At 75.1% G+C, this 4,875-nt stretch carries 2 protein-coding genes and 1 pseudogene; all 3 read left to right on the forward strand.

Annotated features, from left to right (window positions below; genetic code table 11):
- Positions 1-582, forward strand: a pseudogene (locus KS423_RS38505) (hypothetical protein); the annotation flags it as partial.
- A gap of 93 nt (positions 583-675) precedes the next feature.
- Positions 676-4,041 carry a right-handed parallel beta-helix repeat-containing protein gene (locus tag KS423_RS38510; protein ID WP_224284385.1) on the forward strand — a complete coding sequence of 1,122 codons (3,366 nt, stop codon included), beginning with the start codon at positions 676-678 and terminating at the stop codon, positions 4,039-4,041.
- On the forward strand, positions 4,038-4,875 hold an 838-nt coding region (locus KS423_RS38515; RefSeq protein ID WP_224284386.1), incomplete at its 3' end, for a S8 family serine peptidase. The genes KS423_RS38510 and KS423_RS38515, both read left to right, overlap by 4 nt.

Raw genomic sequence — 4,875 nt, forward strand, 5'->3', positions numbered from 1 at the left:
AACCCGGCCCCCAACCAGCCCCCGGCTGCGAACCCGCCGGCGGCCCAGCAGCCCGCGCCGCCCCCGGCCGCCGCCAAGCCGCCGGCACCGGTCACCGTGATCGCCGGCCCGTACTGCTCGGGCGGCGGCCAGTACAAGACCAACGGCTGGTACGACCAGGGCACCAAGGGCTGGCGCAACAACTCGGGCGGCTACGGCGGCGACGGCTGCAACGGCACGTACGCCTCGATGCCGATGTCCGGCGACGCGAACAAGGACGACAACAGCAACTCGGTGGTCTGGACCTTCACCGTGGACAAGGTCAGCAGCTGCACCCTGTCCGTCTACATCCCGGCCAGCGGCGACGTGAAGCAGGTCGGCGGCAACCCCAGCTCCTACACCGTGCAGAGCGGTGGCGGCCAGATCGGCTCGTTCTCCATCAACCAGACGGCCAGTCGGGGCAGTTGGGTGAACCAGGGCCCGTTCTCCTACCGCGGCCCGATCTCGGTGACGCTGCACAGCCGCGGCCTGGACTGGTCGGGCAGCACTGAGACCTTCGCCCACCACGCCGCCAGCGCGGTCCGCGCCACCTGCACGGCCTGACCCCGCCCGCCCCCCTGAACCACCGAGCCCCGAACCACCGAACCCCTGAACCACCCCGAACCACAACGCCCCACGACGAAGGGAACCCCAGGCATGTCGCGCCCGGTGCTGACGGTCTGCGCGGAGCAGCGGGAGCCCGGCTCCTACCGCACGATCGGCGAAGCCCTCCAGGCGGCCCGCAGCGGCGCGGTGATCTCGGTCCGCCCCGGCCGGTACGACGAGAACCTGGTGCTCACCAAGGTGGTGAGCATCACCGCCGAGGACGTCCGGGGCAGCGTGCGGATCAGCCCCCGGCGCGGTTCGGTGGTCCAGGTGCTCACCGAGGCCGTCCAGCTCACCGGCCTGGTGCTCCAGGGGCAGGACGACGACCTGCCTGCCGTCGACGTCCCGCGCGGCCAACTCGCCATGCAGGACTGCGAGGTGATCGGCAGCGCGTGGACCGCCGTGCTCACCCGCCAGCAGGGCGAACTCGCCATGCGCGGCAGCCGGGTGACCAACCCGGCCGGCGCCGGGCTGGTGGAGACCTCCACCGGCACCAGCGTGATCGAGGACAGCGTCATCGAACACCTGGGCACCTCGGCCGTGGTCATCGGCGAGCGGGCCAACCCGACCGTCCGGCGCTGCGTGCTGCGCGACGCGCGCGGCAACGGCCTGTGCGCCAACGGCGAGTCGCGCGGCGTCGTCGAGGACTGCGAGATCTCCGCCACCGACAAGCCCGCCGTCGCCCTGGAGGAGCAGAGCAGCACGCGCCTGCTGCGCACCGAGATCCGGGACAGCGCGCTCGGCGTCTTCGTCGGCTCCACCGCCCGGGTCGTGCTGGAGGACTGCACCGTCACCGCCGTGCGCGGCCACGGCTACGTCCTCACCAACGGCACCGACCCGCTGCTGCGCCGCTGCCGCGCCGTCCGCCCCCAGGGCCACGGCCTGCACATCGCCGGCCGGGCCCGGGGCACCCTGGAGGACTGCGAGGTCACCGCCCCCGCCCAGGCCGGCATCCACGTCGGCGAGTCGGCCGGGCCCAGCCTGGTGCGGGCGGTGGTGCGCGACGCCGGGACCGACGGCGTCGACCTCACCGGGGAGAGCGCCGCCGAGTTCGACCGCCTGGAGGTCCGTGACGCGGCCGGCGTCGGCGTCGTGGTGCGCGACGGCGCCAACCCGCTGCTGCGCCGCAGCACCGTCACCGCCGCCGGCGGCCACGGGATCGAGGCGCTGCGCGACGGGCGCGGCCGGCTGGAGGACGTCACCGTCATCGACGCCGGGAAGCACGGCGTGCGGATCGCCGACGGCGCCAACACCTACCTCGGCGGCAGCCTGGTGCGCGGCAGCGGGTCCTGCGGGATCTCGGTCGGGGCCGAGGGCGTCGCCACCCTGCGCGACGTCGAGTCCACCGACAACGCCTTCGACGGGGCGAGCGTCGAGTGCGGCGGCGAACTGACCGCCACCCGCACCCGGCTGCGGACCAACCGGCGGCACGGGCTGCACCTGCTGTCCGGCGCCCGCGCCACCCTGACCTCCTGCCAGCTCGGCGACAACACCGTGGACGGGCTGCGCTCCGAGACCGTGGAGCCCGTCCGGCTCACCGACTGCGTGGCCGCCGAGAACCAGGGCTCCGGGCTGCGGCAGACCGAGCCGACCGACCGTCTCGCCGTGCAGAACCTCGACAGCCGGGACAACCGCTCGCCGGACGTCCACGGCTCGGCGGTGGTCGCCACCGCCGAGCCCGGCGCCGTGCCCGCCGCCGACGGGGCAAACGCCCCGGCCGAGGGAACCGCCGGGCCCGGCCCCGCCCCGGCCGGGCCGCAGGGCCCGCAGGCCGTCCTCCAGACCCTGGTCGGACTGGAGGGCGTCAAGGAGCAGGTCGCCACCCTGGTCAACCTCAACAAGCTGGCCCGCCGCCGCGAGCAGGCCGGGCTGCCCGCCCTGCCGATGAGCCGGCATCTCGTCTTCGCCGGGCCGCCCGGCACCGGCAAGACCACCGTCGCCCGGCTCTACGGCGCGATCCTCGCCGAACTCGGCGTGCTGCGCAGCGGCCACCTGGTCGAGGTCGCCCGGGCCGACCTGGTCGCCTCGATCATCGGCGGGACGGCCCTGAAGACCACCGAGGTGGTCAAGGAGGCCCTCGGCGGGGTGCTGTTCATCGACGAGGCGTACGCCCTGTCGGCGGGCTCCGGCGGCACCGGCCCCGACTTCGGCCGGGAGGCCATCGACACCCTCGTCAAGCTGATGGAGGACCACCGCGACGACCTGGTGGTGATCGTCGCCGGGTACGAGGCGGAGATCCGCGAGTTCCTGGCCTCCAACCCGGGCCTGGCCTCCCGGTTCAGCCGCACCGTCGAGTTCCGGAACTACAGCGTCGACGAGCTCACCACGATCGTCGAGCACGCCGCCGGCGGACACGGCTACGAGCTCGCCGAGGGCACCCGGGGGGCGCTCGTCGCGCACTTCGACCGGATGCCCAAGGGCGCCGACTTCGGCAACGGCCGGGCCGCCCGCAAGGTGTTCGAGGAGATGGTCGACCGGCAGGCCTCCCGGCTCGCCGACCTGGAGCACTTCGACAACGCGGAGCTCACCCGGCTGCTGCCCGCCGACGTCGGCGAACAGGCCGCCGCGGCCGCCGCCGGCGAGGAGCAGGCCGAGGAACCCGGCCTGCTCGACCGGCTGCGCGCCATGGTCGGCCTCGCCGCCGCCAAGGAACAGGTCGAGGACCTGGTCAACCTGACCCGGCAGACCCGGCGCCGGATCGAGGCCGGGCTGCCCGCCGCCACCATCAGCCACCACCTGGTGTTCTCGGGCCCGCCCGGCACCGGCAAGACCACCGTCGCCCGGCTCTACGGCGAACTCCTCGCCGAACTCGGCGTGCTGCCCTCCGGCCAGCTGATCGAGACGGCCCGGGCCGACCTCGTCGGCCGTTACATCGGCCACACCGCCCAGCTCACCCGGGACGCCTTCGAACGCGCCCGCGGCGGCGTGCTGTTCATCGACGAGGCGTACACCCTGACGCCCCGCAACGGCACCGGCGGGGACTTCGGACAGGAGGCGGTGGACACCCTGATGAAGCTGATGGAGGACCACCGCGACGAGGTCGTGGTGATCGTGGCCGGCTACCAGGAGGAGATGCGCGGCTTCCTCACCTCCAACCCCGGCCTGGCCTCCCGGTTCTCCCGGGAGATCACCTTCGACCACTACGCGGACCAGGAACTCGTCACCATCGTCCGGGTGCAGGCCGAGGCCGCCGGCTACACCTGCACCCCGGAGACCCTGGCCGCGCTCGGCACCCTGTTCGGCGCCGTCCCGCGCGACCGGTCCTTCGGCAACGGGCGGTTCGCCCGGCAGGTGCTGGAGGCGATGATCACCCGGCAGGCGGGCCGGCTGTCCCGGCTGGACGTGGCGGACCTCGACGAGCTCAGCCTGCTGCTGCCGCAGGACATCCCGGTCGAGCGGATCGGCAGCCTCGCGTGAGGCCGACGGCCCGCGTCCGGGCGGCCGCCGGGATGCTGGCCGCCGGGACGCTGGCCTCCGGGCTTCTGCTCCCGGCGGGCACGGCCGCGGCCGACACCCCCGACGCCCTGCCCGGCGTCAGCCAGCAGCGGCGCGACGCGAGCGGGCGGCCGGCCGGCTGCCTGGCACCGTCCACCAAGGGCACCCAGCTCACCCCCTGGCCGCAGACCTTCCTGCGGCCCGACCGGGTCTGGCCGCTCAGCCGCGGCGAGGGCGTCACCGTCGCCGTCCTCGGCTCCGGGGTCAAGGACGGCAGCGGCCTGCTGGCCGGGCGGCTCGACCTGGCCCCGCTGCCCGGCGGCCCCGACCCCGCCCAGGACTGCGTCGGCCACGGCACCTTCCTGGCCGGCCTGATCGCCGCCGACCAGCGCGACGGCGCGGGCTTCGCCGGCCTCGCGCCGCGCGCCCGGATCCTCGCCGTCTCGGTCACCAACGAGGCCGGGACCGCCTCGGCGGACCTGCTGGCCCAGGGCATCACCACGGCCGCGGAACGGGGCGCCCGGGTCATCGCCGTCGGGGTGGCGCTGCCGAACGGGACCGACGCCCTGGCGGCCGCGGTCCGCGCCGCGCGCGGCAAGGGCGCGCTGATCGTCGCCCCGGCCGCACCCGACACCACCCAGTCCGACACTTCCGGAACCGCCAAACCCGGCCCGGCCTACCCGGCGGCCTACCCCGAGGTGCTCGCCGTCCGCGACCTCGCCCCCGGCGGCGCGCTTCCGGACGGCGCCTCGGCCGTCCTGGTCGGCGGCCGCATCGACCTCGCCGCCCCCGGCGACGCCGTCACCGGCCCCGGTC

The organism is Streptomyces sp. LS1784 (genome assembly GCF_020103755.1).
Taxonomy (GTDB): Bacteria; Actinomycetota; Actinomycetes; order Streptomycetales; family Streptomycetaceae; genus Kitasatospora.

What these genes read in the sequence shown, in the direction of transcription:
- KS423_RS38510 (WP_224284385.1), top strand. Translation starts at nt 676, where the DNA reads ATGTCGCGCCCGGTGCTGACGGTCTGCGCGGAGCAGCGGGAGCCCGGC.